Origin of the sequence: Rhizobium rosettiformans (assembly GCF_016806065.1) — a bacterium.
Taxonomy (GTDB): Bacteria; Pseudomonadota; Alphaproteobacteria; order Rhizobiales; family Rhizobiaceae; genus Allorhizobium.
On the sequence record NZ_CP032406.1, the window covers coordinates 438393 to 462790 of the forward strand.

The following is a 24398-nucleotide window of genomic DNA, read 5'->3' on the forward strand; positions in this document are numbered from 1 at the left end:
ATCCCTTTCGCCACCGCTGTCTTGGCTCCTTGGTCTCCTCGGTCTACTCGGTCTCATTCAATATCGCATGGAGCAACAACCGAAGACTGCAGTGAGACTGGTTCTGATCAGCCTTCCGTGACCGAGATCGCACCAGCTTCGTTCAGAGATTGTCGGACCACAGACGTCAAGTGCGAAGCGATGTCAGCCGAAACTTCGATCTCGCCCTTGAGTGGCGCGTCGTGACGGGAACCTTCAGATCGAGCCGTATCACCCCCCGATGGAGAGGTGCCGGCCGTGTTCTTTGCCGATGCCGCCTGAATGAAGATATCCGGCCTCTCCACTCCATGCTGCTGGACAAGGTGCTCTACTGCAATGTCGGCCCTTTCTCGCGTATCGAAGACCGCTTTGAGAGTGATAGTGCTGTCGTCCGCCATGTCGATCTCCTGTTACATGCTCCGGTCATCAACGCCTAAGAGCGAGAGGAGTTTCCTCTCACAAATGCCAATCTCGGTTTTCAGGGCACTTGGATAGCACTTCGCCACCTGCTATGTTCTTGTTTCGTTTCCATGCTCCTAGACACTGTCGCCCATGGACCTTCCCACCATATCGTCCGTCCGGAAAATCATTCATGTCGACATGGATGCCTTTTATGCGTCAGTCGAGCAGCGCGATAATCCGGACCTGAGGGGCAAGCCCTTGGCTGTTGGCGGCGCGGCTGCCCGCGGCGTGGTTGCCGCTGCCAGCTATGAGGCGAGAAAATTTGGTGTTCATTCGGCAATGGCATCGATTACGGCTGCACGAAAATGCCCCGGCCTGATTTTCGTGAAGCCTCGATTTGACGTCTACCGCGCTGTCTCGCAGCAGATCCGGGAGATCTTTGCGGAATACACGCCTTTGATCGAACCCCTGTCCTTGGATGAGGCCTATCTTGATGTCACCGAAAATCACAAAGGCATGGGGATCGCCACGGAGATCGCGCTGGAAATCCGCGCAAAGATCCAAACCGTCACTGGGCTGAACGCCTCAGCCGGCATCTCCTACAACAAGTTCTTGGCCAAGATGGCATCCGATCTCAACAAGCCAAACGGCCAGGCCGTGATCACGCCCAGAAACGGGCCAGGTTTCGTCGAGCAGCTTGCGGTGAAGAAATTCCACGGTGTGGGGCCTGCCACTGCGGAGAAGATGCACCGACTGGGCATTGAAACCGGGGCGGATTTAAAGGCGAAATCCCAACAGTTCCTGATCGAACATTTCGGCAAGTCCGGCCCTTTCTTCCATGGGATCGCGCGGGGCATCGACGAGCGGCCTGTCCGGCCGGACAGGGTTCGCAAGTCCGTCGGTGCAGAAGACACATTCTCCGTCGACATCACCGACCTCGACTTGGCAACAGACGAACTGCGATCACTTGCAGCAAAGGTCTGGTCCTCCTGCAGGGCGAAAGGTGTCAGTGGAAAAACGGTGACCGTGAAAGTCAAATACTCCGATTTCACGCAGGTGACCCGCAGCCGAACCACATCAGTCCCCTTTGCAAACATCGATGAAGTCCTGGAGGCAGCCGGCATATTGCTGGCGGGCGTCTATCCCTTCAGGCGTCCGGTTCGCTTGCTCGGCCTTACTTTGTCGTCGCTGATCACCGAGAAGGCGACGATGGAAGTCGACGAAACCCAGCTCGGCCTGGATCTGTAACCTTGGCGATGGGGAAGCGATGGGGGCGATGGAACGACCTTGAGACCACGCCCGGCTGCAGCGTGTCGATGGAGGTTGAGATCACTGGCCATGCCGAGCATGCAGCTGACGTCCGGACACCAGGACATCGTCCTTTTCCGCGTGACCAGTGGGGGCTACGGCGCGCTGACTTGCCCTGTCAGGACTGAGGCTCTGCGGAGACTTTTCGAAAACCGCTGCGCCAGCCAGAGGGCAAAAGGACAAGAGAAGAATTAGGAATTGCCAAATCATGACGAAGCAAGAAAAGTAGCCTCAGAAAATTCAAGGGGATGGATTCCTGTGGCGGCACGGAGGGTGGCGTGAGGAAGAGACTATTTGCGGTCTCTGCCTTGCCGACCGTGGTCGATCTCGATCCTGCCAGCTGCGCCACCTCGCTCAACCGCATTTCGCGCAATCTTCGCATGACGGGAGCGATCCTGGTGATTGACGCAGAGCGCAAGCTGGTCTGCGACAGTCAGGGAAATCCGGCTGGCGTCGATTTCTCGGAACGGCCCTATGTCAATGATGGCCTGGGTGCAGATGCCGATAGTCTGGTGGTCGGAACCTATACCGTCAGCAAATTGACGGGCGCCGCCGTACTGCCGGTTGCAGTGCCTCTGATAAGGGATGGTTCCGTTATCGGTGTCGTGGCAACAGCCATCAGACTTGACTGGCTGCAGGAGCGGATGGCGGAAAGAAATCTGTCCGGCGGCGGGACGGTGACACTGGCCGATCGTGAGGGCGTCATCCTGGCACATGCGCCCGATCCAGGCGCGCTGGTCGGCGCGACTATGCCAGAAACCCTTTTATCGAAGGTGCAAAGCGCAGAGCCCGGCACCCTGGAGGCGACTAGGATCGGCAACGGGGATCGGACAATCATTGGGTACCGCCCTGCGACGGTGGAGATGCCGGTATTCGTCAGTGCGGGGCTGTCCAGTTCTCAAGCCTTCCACATCATCAACCGGACCACCTGGGCCAGCCTTTCGATGGTGCTGTTCAGCGTCGTCGCCGCCTTCATCGCGGCGACAGTTGTCGGGGATCGCTTCATCTTAAGGCCAGTCTATCGCATCGTCGGCGTGCTGGAATCTTACAAAGCAGGAAATCTCGCCAGCCGGACCAAGATGGCCGGTCAGGCGGGTGAACTGGGTCTTGTTGGCGACACCCTCGACAGCCTGCTCGATGAGCTCGAGGCAAGACGCGCTGCTGCAGCCTTGTCCGAAGACCGGCGTTCCTTGCTCGTCGGGGAGCTTAGACACAGGGTGAAGAACACGCTTGCGGTGGTGACAGCGATCGCACGCCAGACCTTTCCTCGCGACGAACGTTTGCACTCTTTTTCCCAGCGATTGTCCGCATTGGGGCGCGCCTATGATCTGCTTTTCGCAGGGCAGGAAGGCCATCCCGAAGCTCCAATCGCCGATGTCGTCAAAGCGGCTCTCGCGCCCTACGAACAAGGTGCAGAAACGCCTTTTGAAATTGCGGGGCCCCCACTCATGATCCAGGCCGAGGGTGGCTTGGCGCTTTCGCTCGTTATCCACGAACTGGCCACCAACGCCACGAAATATGGGGCGCTGAGTGACAGGAACGGGCGCGTTCTGATTTCCTGGACAAGCGCAAATGGACGCATCACGTTCACCTGGCATGAGCAGGATGGTCCCCCAGTCTCGAAACCGGAACGGGTAGGATTTGGCTCTTTGCTGATTGGCCGCGCCTTCCCCGCCAGTTGCCGACCCGAGGTTAAACTCGACTATTCCCCTGACGGCCTGAAGTGCCTGATCGAATTCGAAGCAAACCTGCCGTCCGCGGTGACGTCGTTGGCGGGTTGAGTTCAATGACGGCAACCCAGGCGCTGGCTTGGCTTGGAGCCCCAAGCCGTCAACGCCCGTGAAGACATGCGCGCTGTTCCTATCGGTCGGGAGGGAACGAAGCCCGCCAGTTTTGGTTTGCTAAAGCGCATGGGGAGCGTCGCGATCAACTCTTTCTCCCGTGAGAGCTTGAGAAGCCCCTGCCAGGCATCCTCCTGGACTGGCAAGAACAGCGGCATTCCTATGGCCTTTGGCCGCCATCGGGTGTCGCGCGACAAGTGCCGAGGGACATGACAGTGCGCGCGCTCAGACATGTCGGCGGCCCCATGCTCCATGACGCTTGCGGCTACCACGATCAGACAAACTGCCTTGATTCGCGCGCCCTTTCCCGGGTGGGTGGTACTACAGGGCCGGCTCATGAAACGCTATCAACCGCCGCCAACGGGGTGAAGCGCCGCATCCGGACAATGCGCCTTGTGCGCCCTAGAAGCCAAGAACCAAGACCGCCATTTGCCTCCGGCACCTATGGCAGATCCCCCGCATGAACGAAGCACAGCTTGTTGCCCTCAGGATCGCGGCAATAGGCGGCGAAAAAGTCCTGATTATACTGCGGTCGCAGAGCAGGTCCGCCTTCGTCCAGTCCTCCGTTATCGATCGCCATTTGCCAGGCCGCGACCACGTGCTGCCGCGACGGTGCTGCAAAGCTGATCTGTACGCCGTTGCCAGCGGTTGCCGGACGTCCGTCGAAAGGAGCTCGCACCGCGAACTGAGGCCATCGCGAACCGGGCCGCAACCAGACGAAACCGGCCGGATCCTCTGCCGGCTGAGAGGGGGCACGGGCGAGCCCCAGGGTGCCGAGGACCGCATCATAAAAGGCCACCAGGGCGTCAACGTCATTTGCACCAACCATGACGTGGCTGTACATCTGAGCATCATCCTTTTGGCTTGAGCCTTGTGGCTGTTTGTCAATTGAGCCCCGAGACAGCTGAGACGCCCGAGCCGTCTCCAAGCCTCTGTTTGCATCTGGCATGTTCCGATAACGGGCGAACGACGCGCTGTAACCGCCCGGATCTGAAGCAACGAGTTTCGCGACCGCACCTTGAGCGCAAGTCTTAACGATCAGGCCGCTCTGCGCTGATCTAAGAACCACCCTACGTCCTCCCGGCTCAGTGACGCCCCCCGAACGCCTTAGTGGCTACCGGGACTGACGGACGACGGGCGATCACTCAGCACCATGGTCTTCCATTGGCCATCAAGAGCCCGGTTGGGTGCGCCTTGGCCCATCGTTGGCCTGCTCGGCAACTCCGGACTGACTACACCCGCTGCAGTGTCGATCGGCGTGCCGCACAAAGCCACTCAAATCCTTACCCTGCCTTGCTCAAGAACTGCTCCGTCTGCATGAACTCTACCTGCACGGAGAAGCGGTCATGGAGAACCTCGAGCGAGGCATCATGGGTTCCATCTGTTCCGCTGCACACAGCGTCCTTGAGAAGGACGACGCGGTATCCATGATCGATCGCTCCAAGCACAGCGGCAAGGACACATACGTCTGTCTCGCCTCCCGACATGACGATGGTATCGACCCCTTCCTTCGTCAATGCGCGATGCAACTCGCCGTTGATCCACGGCGAATAGGTCATCTTGTCGAAGATCCTCGCCGGCGACACCATCGCCCTGAGGGTGGGGACAAGGTCGACCATGTCTGGACCCCGCTGATCGAGCGTCATCATCTCCCATTTCTCGTAGTAATGACGCCACATGCCCGGCATTTCCCGTGCTCGCCTTGGCGGCACAAATCGGGTGAAGATCGTCCGTGATGCGTGGCGGCCCACTATCTCGTGGATCTGAGGCGAGACCTTCGCCATCCATGGAACCTGCCACGGCGTCTTCTCGGCAAACATCCGCTGCATATCGATGCAAAGATGGATCCAGCTGGTCTTTTCGAGGGTGAGCTCCATCATTTCCGAACCTCGGCGACGGCATGAAGGTTCCTGCAACGAGTTGGGGGTGATCACCCGATCGGACCGACCCATTGCTGCTTGATCTTCATTTTAGGAGGTCATAGGCCCAGCCGGCGTCGCAGGCTGTCGACGCTTATGGTCGCTGCCCCTATAGAAGGTCAGTATTGTCTGAAGGGCTTCGCCACTGATGGATTTGCCTTCAAGAAAATCGTCAATCTCATCATATGTCACTCCATAGACATCCTCATCTGGCCGTAGCGGGGCATCGGTCTCGAGGTCCGCAGTGGGAACCTTGAACACCAGTTCGTGGGGCGCACCCATCTTCCCGGCAAGTGCTCTTACCCGTCTCTTCGTCAATCCTGCCAGCGGAAGAATGTCGGCCGCCCCGTCGCCAAACTTGGTGAAGAAACCCATCAGTGCCTCGGCTGCCTGATCGGTCCCGATCACAAGCCCATTCACCGCTCCCGCCAGGCAGTATTGCGCAATCATGCGTTCGCGCGCCTTGATGTTGCCGAGATGAAAATGCCGCCTGCACGGATCGATGAGATCTGAAGCCTGGGCCATGACGGCATCGAGCATGGCGTCCGCGGCAGGACGAATATCGATCGTGACCAGCCGATCCGGCTTGATGATTTCGAGTGCCCTTTGGGCATCCGCCTCGTCGGCCTGCACGCCATAGGGAAGCCTGACAGCAATAAACCGAGCATCATAGCCATCGGCCCGAAGGCGTGAGACGGCGGATTGGGCAAGCATTCCGGCTGTCAGGGAATCAACGCCGCCGCTGATCCCCAATACATAGGATCGACCGGACGCGTTACGCAAATACTGCTCCAGGAAGAGTATGCGGCGACGCACCTCATCGCCTGGGTTGAAGTCACGTGTCACCCCAAGGGCTGCTGCGATAGACTGCTGTTCATCTTTCATGACCCGCTCGCTCGATTTGCCAAGCCCGGCCTTGCTGGCCAGAAGCTCGAATTGAAGATGTACATCTGGATCTGGGTGAAACCGCCGCGCGAATTGTCCGTTCCCAAATGACCGACAGGCATGCGAGCAGGTCGACGAAAGGTGTCTTCGATCCGCGATCATCGAAACATATGGAAACGCCCGTGAGCCGTTATGGTAGCCGCCGGACAGCCGGCTCGTTGGGGCTTATGCCTCCACGTTTTTCGCGCGACGGATTAAGGGGCGGGCGTGATCGGTAGAGGTGCTGTCTCCATGTACCTGATCATATTCCCATCACCTGGGAATGAACTCGGTACTACAAAGGAGCTTCAAGGTGTCGCCCTGGCCTTTCAACCCGACGCGGCGACATCCCCGCAGCCCGGCGCTGCGCAAAGCAATTAGCCATTCAGGCTCTTAAAATCGATCAGGGCTCTTTTGAAGAGGCTCCCCTGCACCGAGAAACAATCGAATGCAGGAGTGCCACCGACTTATGCCGGGTCCAAGAAAGCACTTGTCGTCGTCACAATGGCAACCTTCACATTTTGTCAGAGTGACCTCGGGTTTGCGAACTCAGAAATGGCTCGGGCGAACTGTCCAGGCCATACAGGGCAATGGCTCAAGCCTGCAGACTCGCATTTTTCTGTGGTTAATGGCCCCTCACCCACGCTCCCCAGTCTCCTTCCCCTATTCCTTCCCGGATTTCTGGGACAGAGCTGATGAACAGCTATCAAACAAGGAAACTGGCCATGACCACGACGAACGAGATTGCCGACAAGATCGCATCCGAGCACAACCTGACGAAGGCTCAGGCAAAAACAATCGTCGAGAGCGTTTTCAGCCAGATTGTTGAAGCAGCAAAGGCAGGCGCTGAGACATCGATCCCCTCTTTCGGCAAATTCAAGGTCAAGGACACCCCTGAACGGGAGGGTCGCAACCCTGCAACCGGTGCCACCATCAAGATTGCTGCTGCGAAGAAGCTGGCATTCATGCCCGGCAAAGCTTTGAAAGATGCGCTGAACGGCTGAAACACCTTTACCCGCAAGGCCACGCCCCACAGGCGTCCATCTAGGAATAACTGACAGTACATGTCAGTCCAAAGGGATTGCTGCGTGGGGCGTGTTCGCCTAGCCAAGTCGAGGCAGTGCCTCGGAAAGACGGAAAGAATCGCAGATCCATCTTTGCAGGAACGAATCGTGAGGCCGCCCAAAGTGACGGCACATCTGGCTTACCTTCGCGGCGAATGCTTAAACCGCCAACTGCGGTTTTGAAGTCCTTGATGTTGGGCTTGCTGCTTCAACAACCTCACATGGAAGCAGAGTTCCCCACGCATGCCTTCGAACGTCAACTCTTCGGCCCTACGCCGCTGCAGACTTCATTAATTGCGGGCGCGCCTCTCAAGAGAGGATTGCAGCAGATCGATCAGATGTGCGCGCTGTTCAGGCTGAAGCTTGTCCAGATTGTGCTGCCGCCAGCGGACAGCGGGAAGATGGGCAGCTTGCGCCAGCATGAGCAAGGACCAGTCTGGTTGGCCACGCTCGAAGCTGATCAGAAATTCACGGTGATGATCCGGCATGCAGCCTATCAGCAAATCGATCATTTCATGCTGCGTTTTCAACAGCTCTTCAATGGAAACGACCTCCTCGGTCATGCCCTCGAACCCGTTGCGATATTCAGTTGCGAGGTCCTTGACGCGGCCCGACAGTACTTCGCCCATGGGGCGGTTGTGACTGAGCAAATAGACGATAAAAGTTTCGCGAAGGGCATCGCTTAACCCTTCTGCAGCAAGCAGGCCACGTACGTCAAAAAGGTCGCGCGGGTGCTGGCGGTCAAGCGCGGCAACCAGTTTACCGGCGAACAAGTCTTCGAAGGATACGGCGCTGGTTTCGGCAAAGCCAAAGACCTCTTCAACGGCCTCAGTAACAGGCATCGTGAAAGGCTCATGAACCACACCGCGCAACACGGGCGAGACCTCGATTTTCACCTGTGATCCTTGCGCCATCACATTCAAGCGAAGGCTTGCGCCATCATGTGCGTTTTCAGTAACGCGAGCGCTAGGCAGTTCCGAAAGAGCAGCCGCCTTGATGCGCTTCATGGCGGCGTCGATGTCAGATAACGCCTACGGCCTTTCATTGACGGGCAAATACATCAGATCGATATCACCAGAAAGGCGCGGCAAATTGCGCACGAAAAGATTGATCGCCGTTCCGCCTTTAAGCGCAAAGCAAGTTTCGCGCGCCACGATGGGAATAAGGCGCTTGAGGAGCCGGACCTGGGCCTGATACTGATCACGAAACGGCATTGAGCTCCTCTGGCACCGTAATGAGATAGGCAGGATCGAGCTTGCCGCCTGGTACAAGCATTCGTTTGCCCCTGCCGAGATCGATGGCGGCTTTATCAAGATGCTTTAGCCAAGCGTGATTATGCCGATCTGCGAAGTAGAGGAACAGGCGCTTGACTTTGACGCTGCGGCAATCCGCCAGCAGCTTTTGCAGCTTTCTCGGGCTGAAATTGGCGGCACCTTGCATGATCATGTCGGCCTGATGGAAACTCTCGCGGCGCGGCAATTCATCAAGCATCTCGAGATAGGCGCGTTCGGGCTGGGAAAGCGTCAGCGGCCAGTCCCATTGCCCCCAGGCAAGCGAGGTCAGGCCATTGCCACGAATCTGACTGAGAGGGTGGCCGGTGGCGTCCGCGATGTTCGAGATAAAACTGCCGAGCCCCTGCGCGCTCGGATCATCAGGGAACAGAATCGCGCTGTTGTGATAGACAAAGCGCTGAGAAAGGTTCAGCAGGTCGAGCCATGCAGGAGGCTTCTCTGGTCCGTAGAGGTGAACGGTCTTGATCTCATGCGAGAGATGGGCAAAACCCTGTAATTCTAAAGCCGTGCGCCCGCCGACGTGGAAAGGCGTTCGAAAAAGCAGGGTTTGAAGCGATATGACAACCTGCTGCCAGCTCAGCCCGCCACGTGGCCGCTTGTAGACGCCGCGAACCGGCTGTTCCAGCCAGCCGCTCTTGACATAGTAGGCGCGCAAACTCCGAGCGATGCCGCGGTTTTCCAGCCAAGCGGCATCGACGACCAGCCCTTCCGGGAGGCCCTGCTGAAGTCGGTTTAACAATGACCCATTTTGTTCAGCCATACTGAGCATATTGCATGATTTTCAAACCAGACGCAAAAGTTTGCATCCATGCGGGATTGCACAGCCTGACTGAGCGTTTACGCAACTATTCAAACCACGGGAGAGTAGGCCGCAGAGAACTCTGCCTATAGATGCTTGGCTGAACGGCAAAAAAACCGTACAACCCCGCCGCCAAATCAAATTTCGACGACAAAGCAATTTGGCGAAATGCTCGCGACCTATCTTTCGTTTGAGACGGTGTACGACTTAGATCGCAGTGCGGCCGGCGATGCCAGCGATACGACGCAGTCGCCGCCAACACGCATCCACAAGCAAGCTGTTGGCGAAGTCTTCCTTAAGAGGTTCGAGACGCATAGAATTTGCTCAGCAAGGTTGAGCGTATCGCGTGATTGCCAAACTCGTCAAAGGAATGCGGCCTAAGCCGCACCCTCGATGTCGCGCTGCGAGGACGAAAGAGACATCAACCAAGTACTTGCTTCCGAGGCTTTGGACGCTGCGGTGAACACCGCCTTCTTGTCGGACTTCATAACGGTCAGCCAGTGCTTGATGTACTGGGCATGATCGAGACGCGGTTCGGGTACCAGACCGAGATCGCCGCATAGAAAGGCAGCCCCCAGTTCGGCGACAAGCTCTTCCATCGCATAGGCTTCAGTGCCAAATCTGCCGGACAGATCGCGTGAAAGACGGCCCTTTGCGCCTGCCCAATGGGTCAGCTCATGACATAGCGTGCTGTAAAATCCCTCTGCAGGGCTTGTGGTGGTCGTCCCCATGAAGCGGCGACGCTCCGGCATCCGGATGATATCAGCAGACGGGACATAGCAGGCCTTGTCACCCGCCTCCTCGATGACTGCACCTGTTGCCGCGACGAAGGCTTCGGCTCGAGCGATCGGATCGAATGCGGGCAGATCCGGGATATCCACTTGATCAAGAGGGTAGCCATCCACCTGGGCGGCGTTGAAGACCCAGCTGGCGCGGAGAACCTTACGTTCGCCTTGCTCGGCCTCGCCAGTCTGATCATTGATCTGCTCGGCATCGAAAGTCTTGTAGAAGACGACGAGGGAGGATTTCTCTTGCCTGCGCACCTGGCAACCGGCCTCCTGCCACTGGCGGTATGTGCCCCAGACATTCGAGGGATAGTCTGAAGCCTGGGCCGCGACCCAGAGACTGACAATGTTCACGCCGTTATAGGGCTTGCGCGATGCGACATTGACGGGACGTGCAAATCTTGTCGCCGTGTTGGCGATCCAGGGGAGCTGGAATTCGCCGGCATGTTCGAGGGCATCGACGATGCGGTTGGTGACTTCCTGATGGACATCGAACCTTTGTGAAGAGAATCTGGACATGTGTGTCTCCTTTCCTTCGCAGCCGCGACCATCGCGGCCTGATGGCGTCCGGAGAGACAGGCCAAAACAGCCCATGCACCCCGAAGGGGCGGGCGAAGCGAAAAGACGGTGCATACCGTTGCATGGGATGGGAGGGGGCTGTCAGGAAAGCCTAAAGAAGGCAGCTATGGCCGTGGCTCTTCGAGAGGAGACGCCGCGAGATCGTCAACAGGCTTGAGGATCTGATCAAAGGCGATCCCTCACGCCATGCCCCACCGACAGCCGTCCTCGACACCGTCGACCGCCGGATCGAGCTTGGAGCAGAAACGGTGAACCGTGGCCGAGTGACGGATTCATGACGAAACTGGAAGGAGACTGAAAGCCATCTTACGTCGCTGACATGCTGAGCGCCTAAAGACGTCGACGAAGGCAGCCGGTTCGTTCCAGATCGCGCTGCCGCCTCGTCAAGACAAGGTGCAAGCAATGAAGATCATCCAGATCAGCGACACGCATTTCAGCCCGACCAAGCCGCATTTCAACGGCAATTGGGATCCGATCCGCCAGTGGATTGAAGACGAAAAGCCCGACCTGGTCATCCATACCGGCGACCTGTCTGTCGATGGGGCCGATCTCGACGAAGATCTCAATTTTTCCATGGCGCTGCTTGGCGAACTGACGGTGCCCGTGCTCGTCGTGCCTGGAAATCACGATGTCGGACACATGCCGGGGTCCCATCAGCCGGTTGACGATCTGCGCCTGACGCGCTGGCGCGATCTCGTCGGGCCGGACCGCTTCGCCAAGGATATCGGCGACTGGCTGATCATCGGGATCAACAGCCTGCTCATCGGTTCCGGTCATGCCGAGGAAGAGGCACAGCGTCGATGGCTGAGCGAGACACTTGCAAACCGTGATGGTCGCCGCGTCGTCATTTTCGCCCACAAGCCCCTCTTCGTCGACGACCCGAATGAAGGGGATACCGGCTATTGGGGAGCAGCACCCGGACCACGTCGCGAAATCCTGGATTTGCTGAAACAGCATCAGGTCGCGCTGTTTGCCAGCGGTCATCTTCATTGGGCCTGGCAGGGCATGCTGGGTGACACGCAGCTTGTCTGGGCGCCGCCGACCTCCTTCATCATTGACAAGCTGGAGCGGGAGATGCCGGGTCGACGCCTTGTCGGCGCAGCGATCCACCGGCTCGGCACCGGGGTTGAAAGCGAACTGGTTTCGGTCGCCGGCACGACAGCACATGTTCTCGATGAGGTGATCGACGAGGTCTATCCGCGCAACAGTACAACTGCGTCCGTGGAGGCCGCGCAATGAGTGCCTTCAGTCTTTGTGACATCAACAAGTCCTACGGCGGCAACAGCATTTTGAAGGGTGTCAGCCTTCAGGCCGAAGCGGGTGAGTTCATTGCCCTTGTTGGTCCCTCCGGCTGCGGCAAGAGCACGCTGCTTCGCATCGTCGCCGGCCTTGATCATGCCGACCGGGGTGAGATCATCATCGGCAGTGAAGACGTGTCTTCACGGGCGGCCGGTGATCGCAACATCGCCATGGTCTTTCAGTCCTACGCGCTCTACCCGCATCTGACCGCGGGTCAGAACATTGCCGTTCCCTTGGCCATGCGCCGTCTCTCAGTCGCTGGGCGCCTGCCCCTGATCGGCGGTCTGTTGCCAGAGCAGCGAAAGATCAGGTCCGAGATCCAGCGCCAGGTTCAGACCATGGCGACCTCCTTGAAGATCGACCATCTCCTTGACCGCAAGCCGGGCCAGATGTCGGGGGGCCAGCGCCAGCGCGTGGCTCTCGCCCGTGCCATGGTCCGCCATCCAAGCGTCTTCCTGATGGACGAGCCTCTGTCCAACCTCGATGCCAATCTTCGCGTTCACGCACGCGGCGAGATCGTCGAACTGCACCGCCGGGCCGGTGTCCCGACGCTCTATGTGACACATGATCAGTCCGAGGCGCTGTCGATGGCAGACCGGGTCGCCGTGATGATCGGTGGACGCCTGCTGCAACTCGACAGCCCCCGCCGGATCTATGATGAGCCTGTCCATCTCGAAGTCGCCAAGTTCCTGGGCCAGCCGCGCATCAATCTCATGACCACCGTGGTCGACGACAACGGCCTCGTACAGGCGGGCGATGTCCGTCTCCTGCCCCGCGCTCCTTTCAGACCGGCCACGCCCGTCACGGTGGCGTTTCGTCCGGAATTCGTTCACCTGACACGCGCCGGCGAAGGCAGCCTGCCGGCACGCATCGAGCGGCTTGAATTTCTGGGGTCTGAAGTCATTGCCTTTACCCGGCTTGCGGCCATGGACGCGACCATCGTGGCAAAGATCACGCCGGCCGAAGCGATCGGCCTTTCCGCTGGCCAGCCGGTCGACCTGAAACTCGATCCCTCAGCGATTTTGATCTTCGACGACAAGGGTGATCGGCTGCTGGCCGACATCGCCATGGTCTCGGCCAAACGCCCGGAGGCCATGCATGGCTAGTCTCGCTGTCGATAATGGGCTGGCACTTGTGGGCATCAGCGCTGCGGAAGCGGCCCGGCGCCGAGAAGCCCGCATTGCGCTTCTGCTTTCTGCCCCGGCCCTCTTTCTCTTGCTCAGCTTCGTCATCTTGCCGACGGCTGCCGTGATCTTCCTGGGCTTTACCGATTTCGAGCTCGGCTATGGCAGCTTCAACTTCGTCGGCTTTGAGAACTATGCCGAACTGCTGAACGACCGTACCTTCAAGAAATCATTGTGGAACACCACGGTTTATGCGGCCATCGTCGCGCCCACGTCGATGGCGCTCGGGCTCGGAATCGCGCTGCTGATCGAATCCGAAGGCTGGGGCAAGAGCCTGTTCCGCACCGCCTATTTCCTGCCCGTCGCCTCGTTGCTCGTGGCTATGGCGACGGTGTGGCAATATCTCTTTCACCCGACCATAGGCCCGATCAACGCCGCCCTCGGCCTGATCGGCATCGACGGCCCCAACTGGCTCGGCGCGTCGAGCACGGTGATGACCAGCCTGTCGATCATTGGCATCTGGCAGGCGACAGGATTCAACATGGTCCTCTTCCTGGCCGGCCTGTCTGCCATTCCGCGCGACCTCTACCAGGCGGCAGAAGTAGACGGCGCGCGCTCAGCCCTTTCGCGCTTCCGCCTTGTCACCTGGCCAATGCTTGGACCGACCACGCTGTTTGTCACAACGATCTCGATCATCAACGCCGTGAAGGTCTTCGAGACGGTGAAGACGCTGACCGAAGGCGGTCCGAACAAGGCGTCGGAAGTGCTGCTCTTCACCATCTACCAGGAGGGTTTTGTCTACCTCAAGGTCGGCTATGCCTCGGCCATGACCGTCATCTTCCTGGCGATCCTCGTCTCGCTGATGTTCCTCCAATACCGCGTCATGGACCGGAAGGTGCACTACGCATGATGATGACCGATCGTTTCACGCCCGGCCGGGCACTGCGCCTCGCCCTCCTCACGCTCGGGGCCATTGTCTTCCTCGCGCCCTACATCTTCATGATCTCGACCGCCGGCAAGGCACAGAGCGAGATCTTCTCCTCGTCGCTGAACCTGATCCCGCAGACCTGGTCCTATGCTGAGAACTTCGCCAAGGCCTTCGGTCGGGTGTCGATGGGCGGACTGCTATTGAACGGGGTGATCGTCTGCGGCCTGATCCTGGTCGTTCAGGTGCTGGTGGCGATCCCTTGTGCCTATGCCATGGCCAAGCTGTCGTTCCGGACTGCCCGGCTGATGATGGCGCTCGTCATGCTCGGCCTGCTCGTGCCGATCCATGCAACGGCGCTGCCGCTCTATGTCGCCTTCGACCGGCTGTCGGTGCTCAACAGCTATTTCGCTCTGGTTGCGCCGTTCTCGATTTCGGTCTTTGCCATCTTCCTCTTCCTGCAGTTCTTCCGCGGCATTCCCGACGATCTCATCCATGCGGCCCGCCTCGACGGCATGTCCGAGGCCGGCATCGTGGCGCGCGTCGTCGTGCCCAATGCCTGGCCGGCGATCACCGCCTTTTCGATCTTCTCCGTCGTCGCCCACTGGAACGACCTGTTCTGGCCGCTGATCGTTGTGACCAACCAGAATTACGCCACGCCACCGCTCGGGCTTCTCTACTTCCGCGCGGCAGAAGCCGGCGACGATTACGGCGCGCTGATGGCTGCCACCCTCATCATCACCCTTCCCCTCGTGCTTGCCTTCCTGCTTGCGCAGAAACGCTTCGTCGAGGGCATCACCATGACCGGTCTCAAAGGCTGACCGGTCTCAACCCAGGAGAACTGCGATGACTTATCTCAAGAAGGCTCTCGCCGCCGCAGCGGTGTCGCTGGCGACATGCATCCCGGCCCATGCCGAGACCACGCTCAATGTCCACTATCCTATGCCGGGCTTCTTCAAGGACGTGATGGACACGATCTCGAAGAAGTTCATGGAAGAAAACCCGGACATCAAGATCACCTTCGCCAATCCTTCCGCCACCTATGAGGAAGGCATCCAGACGATCATGCGCCAGGCTGGCACGGCCGAAATGCCCGACGTCACCTTCATCGGCCTCAACCGCCTGCGCATGGTCAACGAGCGTGACATTCCCGTCGATCTCGGCCCCTTCATGGAAAAAGACGGCAACATGGCCGAGCAGGGCTTTTCTGACAACATCCTGAAGCTTGCAAAGGTCAAGGGAAAACAGGTCGGACTTGCCTTCGCCACATCCAACCCGATCATGTATTACAATGCCGATCTCGTGCGCAAAGTCGGTGGCAATCCCGACCAGCCGCCAAAGACCTGGGACGAAGTGATCGCGCTCTCGTCGAAGATCAAGGCGCTCGGCGACGGCAATGAAGGCATCGATTTTCGCTGGCAGGGTGACGACTGGATGTTCTCCGCGCTCCTGTTCGGCGCCGGCGGCCAGATGCTGAGTGACGATGAGGCAAGTGTCGCCTTCAACGGCCCTGAAGGTTTGAAGGCCTTTGAACTGGTCGACCGCATGGTCAAGGAAGGTGGCCTTCCGGTCTTCACCAAGCAGGCGGGCGAGCAGGCCTTCGTCGCTGGCAAGGTCGGCTTTGCCTTCCAGACCACTGGCGCGCTGCGCAACACCATCAAGAATGTCGGCGACAAGTTCGACCTGCGCACAGGCCCGATCCCGCGCCTTGATCCCGTCAACGGCAAGCTGCCGACCGGCGGCAATGCTGCGGTCATGCTCACCCGCGACGCTGAGAAGCAGGAAGCGGCCTGGAAGTTCATCAAGTTCGCAGCCGGTCCCTACGGCGCCTCGGTTGTCGTTCCCGGCACCGGATATGTCCCGAACAATGAGCTTGCCGCCACCTCGCCGGATTATCTCGGTAACTTCTACAAGGAAAACCCGCTGTTCCGCGCCGGTCTCGAGCAGATGCCGCTGATGCAACCCTGGTACGCATTCCCCGGTTCGAACGGCGTGAAGGTCACGCAGACGATCGTGGAAAACCTGTCACGGGTCGTCGAGCAGTCGGCCGAACCGAAGGAAGCACTCGACGACGCTGCCGCGGAAGTCGAGGGCCTGCTGCCGAGAAGCTGAAGACAGCGCTCGTTCACGAAGACGCGGGCTTGCGCGCCGCTTGCCAAAAAAGGCGGCGCGCCCTCTGCACACCACAAGTGCCTTGAATGACGGGGACGGAGACTGGGGGCAGTCAAGGAAGCGATCGAACAGTACCGCCCGGATTGAGCTTGAAACCCAGTGTCAGATGGCGCGGCAGAGCTGAATTTGCTGCCATGTCGAGGAGGAGCGACGCAGCTGTTGCGCCCATGCTGGTGTCGGCCATTTCGATTGTGGTCAAGGGCGGATCCATCAGTCGCCCGATGGCGATCCCGTCAAATCCCGCGACAGAAATGTCATCCGGCACCTGCAGCCTTTCCCGTCTCACTGCGCTGATCACACCGAGCGCCAAGAGATCGTTGGAGGCAATGATGGCGGTCGGCCGATAGAGCGACAGAACCCCTGAAAGATCTATCTCGCCATAACCCGTCGCGAATGAGACTTGGAGGGCGTCTGCAATCTCAAGACCTGCTTCTTGCATGGCGTCGCAATATCCTTCAAAGCGCGCGCGAGCCCGGTCGGAGCTCTCAAACCGGCCGGATACAAACAGGATCCGGCGATGCCCATGATGGATGAGGTGGTTGGCAAGCTCTTTTCCAGCACGTCTATTGTCCGTCGTGACGGCGGCCTTGAAGCGTGACGTTGGCTGGTTGTGGAGAAGGACAGTCGGCGGCAGATCTGCAGACAAGGTCGATTGGCTGACCAGGGGATTGCAAAGGGTGATGATGAGCCCTGTTAGATTTTCGGCCAGAAGGGCTGCGATCGCATCGGGTTCACGGACCGGGTCGTAGTCGGACTGGGCAATCAGAACCCCATGTCCGGCAACCCGCATGCGGCTCTGGATGCCGGACAATGAAGCGGCAAAGACGGGATTGCTGATGCTGGGGATCAATACGCCGACGACCGGGCGACGTCGATTTGCGGCAGTGCTTCCCTCGACCTTTTGATATCCAAGCTCACGTGCCGCCTTGCGGACACGTCTGAGCATGGCTTGACTGACCGGACCGCTGCGGTTCAGCACACGGCTGACAGTGGCCATGGAGCACCCGGCCCGGGAGGCGATTTCCTCGATCGTCGACATCTTCTTATCGCTCACTTCAATAGACGCATGGCGGCCGGCCATGATGCAGTATTTGGGATCCCGCGATGATGCTCTGACGAAGGCCGGGTACGGCTGCGTCGTCTGTCACCCGAACAAATGGGTTCCCATCAGCTCAGATGGGCGTCACGCGAGCAAGCTTCCGTCCTTCTGCACTGTCGTCCTCAATGGCCTCAGCTATCTGGCTTTACGTCGCGGACCGTGACTGGAGTGTGACATCACCGGACGGCCCATCAAGCCGCAGAGGAGCGCCAAAGTGAGGATGACGCATCGTTGCGGGACGCCGCGACGCACAGTGTCAAAAGGAGATAGGAATTCCCAAAGTTGGAGGCTGGAATGGGGCCGTGATGAGATTGTCCGATGACGGGGTGCCGTACGGCAAAAGCAGACACTGACCTATGTGCTGATGTGGTCCCTGTTCGGCCCAGAGCCTACAGTCCGAAGTTGAACGCAGAGGGAGATGAAAGGCATCAAGGTTTTAAGGCGTCATTCAAATTCGGTCTGATGCGGTCACAATCCAATGATTGCCACGGCGGCAGCAAGCGAAGGTGCGGCCTTCCACTGCTGTTCTTACCACTGCAATCTCTGAAAGAGATCGTCAGCATTCTGTGTTCGTCTAATCAAAGAGCACCAGGACAGGACACGCCACATGATCTTCCCATTAGAACACCTCCCAAAGGCGCCTAAAAGAGAGGCGCCAGAACGCTCTGGGGTGAAATTTCCACCTATGAGGAGCGGCGAAGAGCGCCCGGGCTCTTTCCGGTGACCGACTTGAACACTCTCGTAAAGTGGCTCTGATCGGCAAAGCCACAAGAAACCGCTATCTCCGACAGAGACAGGTCGACGTCCCTGAGGAGCAGCGCTTCTGCCCGCTCGATCCGGCGCTCCGTCAGCCACTGATAGGGTGTGAGCCCCGTCGATTTGCGAAAGGCGCGCGTGAAGTGGCTGGGCGACAAGCCGCAGGCCTCCGCGACCTCGGCAACCGACAACTTGTCGCTCAGCCGGGCCGCGATCAATTCCTTGGCTCGGCGTTCCTGCCACTTCGCAAGACCGCCATTGGGCTGCAGCGGTTTCTCGTTGTTGTTCGCCCCCTGCCGCTTCAGCCCCTGGCTGGCGTGCAGGGCAGCGGCAACGAAAACTGCGCAGTCCTGCAGGAGCTGAACATCACCAGCATCAAAATAGGGCTCACGATCGGATAGCACCCATAGGGTACCGAAGGGATTGCCATTGCCGATATGCAGCGGCACCAGCAACAGTTCCGGTATGCAAATCCCAGCCAGACAGTCGTAAAGCCGTTCCGGATAGCGTGTGAGCAGAGGCTGGTTGCGGTCGAGCACGACGCCGCATGGGCTGTCGTTCCTCGGGGTCAATCCACCTTCCAGATCCCACAACACGCCCCGTGTGTGGCGCCAGCGAAAACAGTTCGGCTCCTCGTTGAGGCTCAGCCCCGCGCTGGAAGCACCGGTTTCCCTGAGCGCCAGATCGACATAGCGCGGCAGAACGGCTTCGGGATCTCGCGCCATTTCGGAGGCGAGGCCAACCAATGCGCTTCGCGCCCGTTCATGGTCGATGCGCTTTGCAACCCGCTTTTGCAGCGCCTCAGTTATGAATACATCTTTTATTAGATAAGTATTGTCGAGGCTCATACTTAGCTCTCCTGATCCTCGAGAAAACTAAACCCCTCCAAGATGGAGATACTATCGCTTGTCGGTCACCACGTAAATAATTGTTCCATGCCTTGAGCAAGTTTGCCCGGATCCGGCAAAATCTGCACGATTTCGGCAAGACCGTCCCGCCACCCGCCACTATTGAAACCTCAAGAACAACCATTGCGAGCCTCGCTCAGCGTTCCTTGAAGGTTAGAAACGTGTTACTCGAACTTGACAATATCCAGGGCACGGTCCTGAACAACCGACCCATGCCCTACTTCGGCGCCTATGTCGCTTTCAGCATTGAAGATGCTACTGCAGCGCGCACCATGCTAAAGCGGCTGATCCCAAGGATCACGTCCTGCGCCGATTGGGCGGCTCCCAAACAACATGCCTGGCTCAACATCGCCTTTACCTGGGAAGGACTTCGCAGATTGGGGCTAAGCCCAGATATTCTCGAGGGATTTCCCGTAGAATTTCGCCAGGGCATGGCCGCGCGGAGCGCCTTTCTCGGCGATGTAGGCCGCAGCGATCCGTCCTTGTGGGACTTCCCCCACGGCAACAACGGCTTCCATGCCGGCCTCCTGGTCATGGCGAGCACGGCCGAGGGCCGGGAGGAGATTCTTGACCTCGGTCGCCATGCGCTCGATGGGCTGGACGGGATCGAAGTCACCGCCCACCTGAGCGTCGGCGTGCCGCCGACAATGCGCGAGCATTTCGGCTTCGTCGACGGGATCAGCCGGCCGTTCATCGAGGGACAGGGCGGCGAGCCGCTGCCGGGACAGGGCGAGCCGACCAAGGCGGGCGAATTCATTCTCGGATACGAGAACGAACTTGGCGAACTGGCCAAAGGGCCCGGCCCCGAGGTGCTCTGGCGCAACGGTACTTATGCCGCCATCCGGAAGATATACCAGGACGTCGCAGCGTTCCGCACCTACCTGCGCCAGTCTGCTTCCAACGCAGCGGGGGAGGAAAAGGTAGCGGCGAAAATGATGGGACGCTGGCGCAGCGGCTGTCCTCTCGCCTTGTCCCCAGACGTCGATGATCCCACGATCGTCGACGATCCCCAGCGCAACAACGCCTTTGCCTACTACGAGGACGATCTGAACGGCGCGAAAACCCCGGTCGGTTGCCACATCCGGCGCGTCAATCCGAGAGACGGTCTTCAGGACACTATGGCCTACGCACGCCTGCACCAGCTCCTGCGGCGCGGTGCGGCTTACGGGCCTCTCCTGCCCGAGGGCGTGATGGCCGATGATGGCGAGGATCGTGGCATCGTACTGGCACTAATCAACGCCAATCCGGGCAGACAATTCGAGTTCGTCCAGTCCCAGTGGGTGAACGATGGCGACTTCGTGTCGCAAGGCCTACGCAGCGATCCGATCGTCGGTCGCCGCGATCGCTCCGATGACTTTGCCTTCCCTGACAAGCCGGTTCGCCGGCGTCTGACGGGATTGCCCGATTTCACCGCGACGCGCGGCGGCGAACACGTGTTTCTGCCGAGCATCAGCGCGCTGAAATGGCTGTCCCAGATGCAAGGCAACGAAGCCTGATCGAGGACCGACCAGGACGGCGTGGCGAGACCGGGTCTCTTTTCCAGTCTCGCTTCACGCGGCCCCGCAAGAAACCGTCCCGTCCGCCCCGAGCCCAAGCGAATGGGACGAGCCGAGACGCACATAGCAGAAAACCCAAGCAACCCCGCTGACGAGTTTAGCACCCACTATGATGGAGTATCGACCATGACCAATTTTCACAACACTACCGCACGCCCAGGCACCAAGAAAGGCGTCTGGAACGAATTCACTGTGATCATGCCGCTGAAGCCTGGCGGCGCGAATCGCATGCGCGACAGCTTCGGCGGCTTCGACGAGGAGCGCACAAAGAACACCGATCGCATCGGCACGGTGCACGATCTACGCTTCGTCATCTTCGACAATGACACCCGCTGCATTTTCGCATCGACCTTCGATGGCGACTGGGAAACCTACATCGACGACTTCGCAACAATCATCCCCGACGAGATCGACCTGCTCTTTGCGGAAGTCGTCGATTACCCGGGTGTCCGCAGCCCCGACATCAAAGACTTCATCGCAAAGCACCAAGTCTCCGCCATGGCCTTCTACGGAGCCTATACCGATGCTTCCGTCCGCGACGTCTGGAAAGCGCTAAAGATTCGCAAGGCGCTGGACCAGATGCTCGACGCCGCCAACTGATCCCACACCTCGAGCAAGATTGGATTTTGATCGTGAACAGTCAACAATACCGTCTGGCGTCGCAACTGGTCGATCTGCTCCATCAGCACATCGGCTTCTACCCCGGATACCGCAGCGTGCATGCGCAGGGCCGGTACTATGCCGGCGTCTTCACGGCAACGCCGCAGGCGCGTCAGATCAGTCGGGCGTCGCATTTCCAGGGCAAGCCAGTTCCAGTCACGATCCGGCATTCCAACAGCCCCTTGGCGAACCCGGTCGGTCCGGCGGATTCGGTCTCCATGGCCGTCCGGTTTTACCTCGCCGATGGCACGATCACCGATCTCATCGCCCTGCCGATCACCCTCTTTTTCACGCGCACGCCCGAAGAGACGCTCGAGCTTCTCAAAATCGCCTTGCCGGACCCCGAGACCGGCAAGGCTAACATGGAGAGGGTGGGTCAATTTCTGGCGGAAAGACCCTCCGTCATGCGCGCCGTCGGTCTGCGAAAACAGCTGCCGGCTGCCGTAAGCTTCGCGCGCACGGCCTACCACGCCCTGCACGCCTTCCGCTTCGTCAATGAAGCAGGTGCCGCCGTCTATGCGCGGTATCACTGGGAGCCGGAAGCCGGCGTGGCGATGCAGACATTGGAAGAACTGCACAGGGAAAAGCACACCTACCTGTTCGAGGAGCTCGAAGAGCGTCTGAACCAGGCTCCGGTGCGCTTCAATCTGGTGCTCGAATTGGCCGGGGAAGGCGATTCAACCGATGACCCAAGCGCCCCCTGGCCGGAAGGCCGGCCGCGCGTGGCCGTGGGGCAGCTTGAAATCACCCGCCCCACGACGCTTGAGGAGATCGGGGATCCCGTCATGATGCATGACCCCACGCGCGTGACGGACGGTATCGAGCTTTCGGATGATCCGATCCTCGCCGCCCGCCGCGGCATCTACGAAGTCTCCGTCGCGCACCGTACCGGCGGGTGGAAGGGGCGCTCGGCCGCGCTTCTAAGGGAAGGCGGCTGTCCGTTCGCCTGACAGCATCACGCATAACCGGCCTGTCGGACATGGTCCGACGGGCCACCTCTCATCGTCTTGAAGGATTGTCCCGTGGACTCGAATACCCCTATTTCTCATCTCGGTCCCCAACCGGATAACCGGGCATCGCTGCCTGTGTCTCAGAGCGTCATGATGACCCGAGTATCGCCTCTGGATCAGACGGGGACGATCCATCTCTATCCGGACCTCGGGACCGACCGCGGCGAAGAGATATGGGAACGATCGCCGCGGGGCGAGCTTTGGCTCCGCAACGTCACCGTTCCGACGCTGACTCCCATCCTCCCTGCTCCCGGGACAGCAAATGGAGTAGCCGTGGTCGTCGCGCCAGGTGGGGCGTTTCGGGCACTGTCTGTCGAGAACGAGGGAATGGCGGTGGCACGCTGGTTTGCCGAGCGCGGGATCGCGGCCTTCGTTCTTAAATATAGGCTTGAGCCAACACCCGTCGGCTCTAACGAATTTGAAGCCCTCGTCGCTGAATTCGAACACCTTTTCGCTGCTGGCCAAGCATCAACAAGCGATCTGACGGTGCCTGCCGTCGCAGTAAGAGACGGTCAGGCGGCCATTTGCCTTCTACGAGAGCGGGCTGCGGAATGGAGCATCGACGCAAAGCGGATTGGAATGATCGGGTTTTCGGCTGGGGCGATGACCTCGGTCGCTGTGGCAACCAGCGGCCCTGCCGAAACACGGCCCGCCTTTGTTGTCCCGATCTACCCGTCAATGCTCTCCCTTGAAGTGCCTTTGGATGCCCCACCGATGTTCCTGGCACTAGCGTCCGACGATCCGCTCTTCGGTGCGCAGGGCTATGGACTTGTTCAGTCTTGGAAAGCTGCTGGATGCGCTGTCGAGTTTCACGTTTTCGAGCGTGGCGGCCATGGCTTTGGGATGCGCCAGCAAAATGCAACGACCGACCTTTGGCCTCATCTTCTTCAGCATTGGATGCATATGCGCGGCTGGGCGCCAGCGCCAAGCGTCGTTGCTTGAAGAACCATGATATCGCCCAGGCACTTTTCCAAACAGAAGGTGGCGCATCGGGCGTCCTGATGGTCAATCGTTCTGCATGGGGCAGGAAGGGTCGAATTGCACTGCAGATCTTTGGCTCGAAGGGATCAATTCTCTTCGACCAAGAGCGGATGAACGAGTTGCAGATCTACTCGACAGACGACCCAATCGGCCTTCAGGGTTATCGCACATTGCTTGCCGCACCGCCCCATACACCTTATCGCCAGTTCATTCCCGCACCGGGTCACGGTTTGGGATTTAACGAACTGAAGGTGATCGAGTGCAATGAGCTTCTGCAAGCGATCTCCGGCAACCGCGACGCTCATGTCATCGATTTTGAACGCGGCCTTGAGATAGAGCGAATAGTGCACGCAACCGCGCGGTCGGCACAGAGCAGAGGCTGGGTAGCTCTCTGAGCGGTGCCGGGTCAGCTCGCCATTAACAAGACATTTAGTCTGGGCGGGGTAGTTGGCACTCGTTTACTTCGACCGACGAACGGCAGCCAGCGACGTGCTTCTTTAGAGACCGAATGCGGAAATATTTGCCGCTCTCCCGCCATGTTGACGTCGGCCCAAAGCGAGGGCACAAAGATGGCATCCACGGTCGCTCGCGACAGGAAAACAGAGCAAAATCAAAGGATTTTTTTCTACGACTTTGAAATCATGTGAGAATCCAGGTTCTCCAGGCAGGCCATTTTAGGCCGGTTTTCCGCGCAAATTCTGCGGCTGTTTCTCACAGAAAAAAGCGACGCCTTCTCAACAGCTTGAGCAATTCCGGCTGCTGTTCTTCAGGCCATCCGTCGTGCTTCAAGCGGTTCTCGCAAAACTAGCTGGGGACCCGTAAGCAATGTCCTTTTCGGGACCGACATCAGGCGGTTTGAATGTGGTGCGCGCTGAAGGAAAGCTGCCTTTTTGCACGGCGCCATTTCGCCTAACAGCAAGCAGTTTGCGTGGTTTAGAAGCGCAAATCGATCCTTCAAGGTGCCTGGAGAATGTCAG

Annotated in this window: 20 protein-coding genes and 2 pseudogenes; 13 read left to right on the forward strand and 9 right to left on the reverse strand. The window is 59.1% G+C overall.

The window, feature by feature from the left end:
- Positions 1 to 107 precede the first annotated feature (107 nt).
- Complete coding sequence (locus tag D4A92_RS23550) at positions 108 to 416, reverse strand: hypothetical protein (RefSeq protein WP_203020386.1); 309 nt, start codon at positions 414 to 416, stop codon at positions 108 to 110.
- 154 nt (positions 417 to 570) lie between these two features.
- Between D4A92_RS23550 and dinB the strand changes: the two genes are divergently transcribed.
- Both dinB and D4A92_RS23560 read left to right on the forward strand, forming a co-directional pair.
- Complete coding sequence (dinB, locus tag D4A92_RS23555) at positions 571 to 1668, forward strand: DNA polymerase IV (RefSeq protein ID WP_203020388.1); 1098 nt, start codon at positions 571 to 573, stop codon at positions 1666 to 1668.
- A 377-nt stretch (positions 1669 to 2045) separates the two neighbouring features.
- A complete protein-coding gene (locus tag D4A92_RS23560; protein WP_203020390.1) occupies positions 2046 to 3509 on the forward strand; it encodes a sensor histidine kinase in 1464 nt (487 codons plus the stop codon).
- Between the two features lie 502 nt (positions 3510 to 4011).
- Here D4A92_RS23560 and D4A92_RS23565 read toward each other — a convergent pair.
- The 3 genes from D4A92_RS23565 to nadE all read right to left on the reverse strand — a co-directional run bounded on the left by D4A92_RS23565 (position 4012) and on the right by nadE (position 6373).
- Entirely contained in the window at positions 4012 to 4413 is a 402-nt protein-coding gene (locus D4A92_RS23565) for a VOC family protein (RefSeq protein WP_203020392.1), read from the reverse strand.
- 439 nt (positions 4414 to 4852) lie between these two features.
- Entirely contained in the window at positions 4853 to 5449 is a 597-nt protein-coding gene (locus D4A92_RS23570; RefSeq protein WP_246754139.1) for a cysteine hydrolase family protein, read from the reverse strand.
- A gap of 90 nt (positions 5450 to 5539) precedes the next feature.
- Positions 5540 to 6373 carry an ammonia-dependent NAD(+) synthetase gene (gene nadE / locus D4A92_RS23575; RefSeq protein WP_203020939.1) on the reverse strand — a complete coding sequence of 278 codons (834 nt, stop codon included), beginning with the start codon at positions 6371 to 6373 and terminating at the stop codon, positions 5540 to 5542.
- 764 nt (positions 6374 to 7137) lie between these two features.
- On the opposite strand from nadE, the gene D4A92_RS23580 reads away from it, so the two are divergent.
- Entirely contained in the window at positions 7138 to 7416 is a 279-nt protein-coding gene (locus D4A92_RS23580; protein ID WP_203020394.1) for an HU family DNA-binding protein, read from the forward strand.
- A gap of 350 nt (positions 7417 to 7766) precedes the next feature.
- Here the strand turns inward: D4A92_RS23580 and D4A92_RS23585 are convergent.
- The 3 genes and pseudogenes from D4A92_RS23585 to D4A92_RS23595 all read right to left on the reverse strand — a co-directional run bounded on the left by D4A92_RS23585 (position 7767) and on the right by D4A92_RS23595 (position 10871).
- A pseudogene (locus D4A92_RS23585) lies at positions 7767 to 8690 on the reverse strand (nucleotidyl transferase AbiEii/AbiGii toxin family protein).
- Positions 8677 to 9528, reverse strand: coding sequence for a type IV toxin-antitoxin system AbiEi family antitoxin domain-containing protein (locus D4A92_RS23590; RefSeq protein WP_203020395.1), 852 nt, complete (start codon positions 9526 to 9528; stop codon positions 8677 to 8679). The pseudogene D4A92_RS23585 and the gene D4A92_RS23590 overlap by 14 nt, the downstream one beginning before the upstream one ends.
- Positions 9529 to 9944: 416 nt before the next feature.
- Complete coding sequence (locus tag D4A92_RS23595) at positions 9945 to 10871, reverse strand: ArdC family protein (protein ID WP_203020397.1); 927 nt, start codon at positions 10869 to 10871, stop codon at positions 9945 to 9947.
- A gap of 462 nt (positions 10872 to 11333) precedes the next feature.
- On the opposite strand from D4A92_RS23595, the gene D4A92_RS23600 reads away from it, so the two are divergent.
- From D4A92_RS23600 to D4A92_RS23620, 5 genes are read left to right on the forward strand one after another with little or no spacing between them, the layout of a single operon-like run.
- On the forward strand, positions 11334 to 12170 hold the full coding sequence (locus D4A92_RS23600; RefSeq protein ID WP_203020398.1) for a metallophosphoesterase family protein: 837 nt from the start codon (positions 11334 to 11336) through the stop codon (positions 12168 to 12170).
- On the forward strand, positions 12167 to 13336 hold the full coding sequence (locus tag D4A92_RS23605; RefSeq protein WP_203020401.1) for an ABC transporter ATP-binding protein: 1170 nt from the start codon (positions 12167 to 12169) through the stop codon (positions 13334 to 13336). The genes D4A92_RS23600 and D4A92_RS23605 overlap by 4 nt, the downstream gene beginning before the upstream one ends.
- A complete protein-coding gene (locus D4A92_RS23610) occupies positions 13329 to 14264 on the forward strand; it encodes a carbohydrate ABC transporter permease (protein WP_203020403.1) in 936 nt (311 codons plus the stop codon). Before D4A92_RS23605 ends, D4A92_RS23610 begins: the two co-directional genes overlap by 8 nt.
- Positions 14264 to 15100 carry a carbohydrate ABC transporter permease gene (locus D4A92_RS23615; RefSeq protein ID WP_203020941.1) on the forward strand — a complete coding sequence of 279 codons (837 nt, stop codon included), beginning with the start codon at positions 14264 to 14266 and terminating at the stop codon, positions 15098 to 15100. Before D4A92_RS23610 ends, D4A92_RS23615 begins: the two co-directional genes overlap by 1 nt.
- A 25-nt stretch (positions 15101 to 15125) precedes the next feature.
- Positions 15126 to 16391 (forward strand): ABC transporter substrate-binding protein, encoded by a 1266-nt coding sequence (locus D4A92_RS23620; RefSeq protein WP_203020405.1) that lies wholly within the window; start codon positions 15126 to 15128, stop codon positions 16389 to 16391.
- Positions 16392 to 16503: 112 nt separating this feature from the next.
- Here D4A92_RS23620 and D4A92_RS23625 read toward each other — a convergent pair whose 3' ends face one another.
- Positions 16504 to 17490, reverse strand: a complete 987-nt coding sequence (locus D4A92_RS23625) for a substrate-binding domain-containing protein (RefSeq protein ID WP_203020407.1) — start codon at positions 17488 to 17490, stop codon at positions 16504 to 16506.
- 743 nt (positions 17491 to 18233) lie between these two features.
- Complete coding sequence (locus D4A92_RS25155; RefSeq protein WP_246754140.1) at positions 18234 to 19154, reverse strand: helix-turn-helix domain-containing protein; 921 nt, start codon at positions 19152 to 19154, stop codon at positions 18234 to 18236.
- A 221-nt stretch (positions 19155 to 19375) separates the two neighbouring features.
- On the opposite strand from D4A92_RS25155, the gene D4A92_RS23635 reads away from it, so the two are divergent.
- The 5 genes and pseudogenes from D4A92_RS23635 to D4A92_RS23655 all read left to right on the forward strand — a co-directional run.
- Positions 19376 to 20710: a Dyp-type peroxidase gene (locus D4A92_RS23635; RefSeq protein ID WP_246754141.1), complete on the forward strand. Its 1335-nt coding sequence runs from the start codon at positions 19376 to 19378 to the stop codon at positions 20708 to 20710.
- Between the two features lie 186 nt (positions 20711 to 20896).
- Positions 20897 to 21370: a hypothetical protein gene (locus D4A92_RS23640; protein WP_203020409.1), complete on the forward strand. Its 474-nt coding sequence runs from the start codon at positions 20897 to 20899 to the stop codon at positions 21368 to 21370.
- Positions 21371 to 21402: 32 nt separating this feature from the next.
- Positions 21403 to 22380, forward strand: coding sequence for a catalase family peroxidase (locus tag D4A92_RS23645; protein ID WP_203020411.1), 978 nt, complete (start codon positions 21403 to 21405; stop codon positions 22378 to 22380).
- 387 nt (positions 22381 to 22767) lie between these two features.
- A complete protein-coding gene (locus D4A92_RS23650) occupies positions 22768 to 23382 on the forward strand; it encodes an alpha/beta hydrolase (protein ID WP_203020413.1) in 615 nt (204 codons plus the stop codon).
- Positions 23358 to 23816 (forward strand): annotated as a pseudogene (locus D4A92_RS23655) (Gfo/Idh/MocA family protein); the annotation flags it as partial. The gene D4A92_RS23650 and the pseudogene D4A92_RS23655, both read left to right, overlap by 25 nt.
- Between the last annotated feature and the right edge of the window lie 582 nt (positions 23817 to 24398).

Excerpts from the sequence above, each read along its gene's own strand:
- D4A92_RS23625 (WP_203020407.1), bottom strand. The coding sequence starts at position 17,490 with ATGTCGACGATCGAGGAAATCGCCTCCCGGGCCGGGTGCTCCATGGCC.
- D4A92_RS23595 (WP_203020397.1), bottom strand. The coding sequence starts at position 10,871 with ATGTCCAGATTCTCTTCACAAAGGTTCGATGTCCATCAGGAAGTCACC.
- D4A92_RS23600 (WP_203020398.1), top strand. The coding sequence starts at position 11,334 with ATGAAGATCATCCAGATCAGCGACACGCATTTCAGCCCGACCAAGCCG.
- nadE (WP_203020939.1), bottom strand. The coding sequence starts at position 6,373 with ATGAAAGATGAACAGCAGTCTATCGCAGCAGCCCTTGGGGTGACACGT.
- D4A92_RS23565 (WP_203020392.1), bottom strand. The coding sequence starts at position 4,413 with ATGTACAGCCACGTCATGGTTGGTGCAAATGACGTTGACGCCCTGGTG.
- D4A92_RS23615 (WP_203020941.1), top strand. The coding sequence starts at position 14,264 with ATGATGACCGATCGTTTCACGCCCGGCCGGGCACTGCGCCTCGCCCTC.
- D4A92_RS23640 (WP_203020409.1), top strand. The coding sequence starts at position 20,897 with ATGACCAATTTTCACAACACTACCGCACGCCCAGGCACCAAGAAAGGC.
- D4A92_RS23620 (WP_203020405.1), top strand. The coding sequence starts at position 15,126 with ATGACTTATCTCAAGAAGGCTCTCGCCGCCGCAGCGGTGTCGCTGGCG.
- D4A92_RS23650 (WP_203020413.1), top strand. The coding sequence starts at position 22,768 with ATGGCGGTGGCACGCTGGTTTGCCGAGCGCGGGATCGCGGCCTTCGTT.
- dinB (WP_203020388.1), top strand. The coding sequence starts at position 571 with ATGGACCTTCCCACCATATCGTCCGTCCGGAAAATCATTCATGTCGAC.
- D4A92_RS23610 (WP_203020403.1), top strand. The coding sequence starts at position 13,329 with ATGGCTAGTCTCGCTGTCGATAATGGGCTGGCACTTGTGGGCATCAGC.
- D4A92_RS23590 (WP_203020395.1), bottom strand. The coding sequence starts at position 9,528 with ATGGCTGAACAAAATGGGTCATTGTTAAACCGACTTCAGCAGGGCCTC.
- D4A92_RS23580 (WP_203020394.1), top strand. The coding sequence starts at position 7,138 with ATGACCACGACGAACGAGATTGCCGACAAGATCGCATCCGAGCACAAC.
- D4A92_RS23550 (WP_203020386.1), bottom strand. The coding sequence starts at position 416 with ATGGCGGACGACAGCACTATCACTCTCAAAGCGGTCTTCGATACGCGA.
- D4A92_RS23605 (WP_203020401.1), top strand. The coding sequence starts at position 12,167 with ATGAGTGCCTTCAGTCTTTGTGACATCAACAAGTCCTACGGCGGCAAC.
- D4A92_RS23570 (WP_246754139.1), bottom strand. The coding sequence starts at position 5,449 with ATGATGGAGCTCACCCTCGAAAAGACCAGCTGGATCCATCTTTGCATC.
- D4A92_RS25155 (WP_246754140.1), bottom strand. The coding sequence starts at position 19,154 with ATGAGCCTCGACAATACTTATCTAATAAAAGATGTATTCATAACTGAG.